The 2,462-nt window shown below is 65.0% G+C and carries 2 protein-coding genes; both read right to left on the bottom strand.

Features of this window, described 5'->3' with window-relative positions:
• A partial coding sequence (locus VK533_RS15590; RefSeq protein ID WP_324379373.1) for a DHA2 family efflux MFS transporter permease subunit occupies positions 1-1,201 on the bottom strand: 1,201 nt, incomplete at its 3' end.
• Positions 1,198-2,352 (bottom strand): HlyD family secretion protein, encoded by a 1,155-nt coding sequence (locus VK533_RS15585; RefSeq protein WP_324379371.1) that lies wholly within the window; start codon positions 2,350-2,352, stop codon positions 1,198-1,200. The genes VK533_RS15590 and VK533_RS15585, both read right to left, overlap by 4 nt.
• Between the last annotated feature and the right edge of the window lie 110 nt (positions 2,353-2,462).

The following is a 2,462-nucleotide window of genomic DNA, read 5'->3' as shown; positions in this document are numbered from 1 at the left end:
TGCCCTCGGCGCGGAAGCGCTGATCGAGTGTGGCGAAGGCCATCGTCGAAAGCGGCACGAACACCATACCCGTGCCGCACCCCTGGACGAAGCCCGAGAGCAAAACCACGCGCTCGTCCATCTGCAGCGACATGTGGCTCATCATCACCAGCGAGAAGGCGCTGAGCGCGAGCCCGACCGCCATCAGCAGACGGTTGTCGACCTTGCGCACCAGCCGCCCGACCAGGATCGTCGACAGCAAGGTGCCGACGCCGCGCGGCATCGTGACGAGGCCGGTCGTGACGACCGGATAGCCCATCAGGTTTTCCAGCATCGGCGGCAGCAGCGACAGTACCGCGAACAGCACCGTGCCGAGCACGAAGCCGATGATCGAGCAGCCGAGGAAATTGCGGTCGAGGAACAGCCTCGGATTGATGAAAGGCTGCTTGGAAGTGAAGGTCTGGACGAGGAACAGATAGAGGAACAAGCCCGCGAGACCCGCCTCGATGCCGATCTCGCGCGACGAGAACCAGTCGAGCTGCTGGCCGCGGTCGAGCATCATCTGCAGGCTGCCGATGGCGAGGCCCAATGTGGCAAAGCCGACGAAATCGAGTTTGACCGTTCGATGCTGGCCTTCGCCACGCAGGAAGGTCGAGATGCCGAAGAAGGCAATCACGCCGATCGGCAGGTTGATATAGAACACCCAGCGCCACGTGAGATTGTCGGTCAGCCAGCCGCCGAGCCCGGGGCCGAGGATCGGCCCGAGGATGGCCCCCATCACCCATATGGACATCGCCTGGCCGTGGCGCTCGGGCGGATTGATGTCGAGCAGCACCGCCTGGCTCGACGGGATCAAAGCCGCACCGAACACGCCCTGGAGCAATCGGAAGCCGACGATCTCGCCCAGATTCTGCGCGACCCCGCACAGGCCGGAGGCGATCGTGAAGCCGACGATCGAGACCATCAGCACGCGCCGCTGGCCGAAACGCCCGGCCAGCCAGCCCGTCATCGGCGTCATGATTGCGGCGGCGACGATGTAGGAGGTCAGCACCCAGGTGATCTGATCCTGGGAAGCCGAGACGCTCCCCTGGATGTGCGGCAGCGCGACATTGGCGATGGTCGTATCGAGCGAATTCATGATCGTCGCCGCCATCACCGAAAAGGTGATCATGCGGCGGCTGGTGGCGTCGACCTGCAGCGCCGCCTTGCCGGGTGCGCTCATTGCGAGCCTGCTTGCGCTCCAGGCGCGCGCTTGTCGCTGCCGAACAGGGTGCGGACGTGGCGAGTATCGACCACCACCTCGGCCGACAGGCCGGCATGGAGCGGCACATCGGCTGGCACCCGATCGAGGTCGATCTCGACCGGCAGGCGCTGCACGACCTTGACCCAGTTTCCGGTCGCATTCTCCGCCGGCAGCAACGCGAAGCTGTTGCCCGTGCCGGGGCTGAAGCTCACGACATGGCCGGTCAGCTTAAGGCCCGGGAAAGCGTCGACCTTGACCGTCGCGGTCTGACCGAGACGCATATAATTGAGCTGGTTTTCCTTGAAATTGGCCTCGATCCACAGCCGTTCGCCGACCAGGGTAAAGACCGGCCGCGACGCCGCGACGTACGCGCCGACCGGTAATTGATCGACCTTGGTGACGATGCCGTCCTGCGGCGCGCGCACCACCGTCCATTGCAGGTTGAGCCGCGCGCGCTCGAGCGCCGCCTGCGCGGCGCGCACCGTGCCGTTGGCGTCGAGCGAACCCGTCAGGCTATCGCCCAGGCTGGCGGCAACGCCTTCATTCTGCTGCTGGACGGTCTGGATCTGTTGGGCGGCGCTGACCGCCGCCAGCGCGGCATTGTCATATTGCGCCTGGGACGAAATTCCTTCGGCCAGCAATTCCTTCTGCCGTGCCGCTTCACGCTGCGCGAAGTGAAGGCGATCCTGCGCGGCCTTCACTTCGGACGCGCCGGAGCCGTAATTGGCGCGCTGGGTGCGGATATCGCTCCGCGCGGTCGTCAGCTTGGCTTCGGCTTCCGCCACCGCCGCCTCGAAAGGCGCGGGGTCGATCCGGAACAAGATGTCGCCCGCGCGGACATGCTGATTGTCATGCACCAGCACCGCCGTGACCGTGCCGGAAATGTTGGCGGTGATGCCGACCTTCTCCGACTGCACATAGGCGTTGTCAGTCGACTCATAGCGGCCGCCATGGAGATAGAGACCGAGCGCGATCAGCAGGGCGGCAACCGGACCGATCACGAACAGGATACGGCGCAACGTCAGGCGGCCGGACTGCGGCGCCGGCTCCACGGGTGCGCCGAGTTCGTCGTCGAGCACCGGTTCGCCATCGACGATCTTGCGAGGTGCGGAACTATCGGCGTCGGCCAAGGGAAACCTTTCGGGCGTGCGGAAAGGCGGGCCGGACGGCCCGTCGTGGGAAAGCGCCTAGTACGCCGCTTCAATCAAATCTAATGATGATAAGTCCAACAGACTATGAG

Source organism: Sphingomonas sp. (assembly GCF_035317925.1).
Taxonomy (GTDB): Bacteria; Pseudomonadota; Alphaproteobacteria; order Sphingomonadales; family Sphingomonadaceae; genus Sphingomonas_I.
This window is presented reverse-complemented; position numbering and strand designations above follow the sequence as displayed.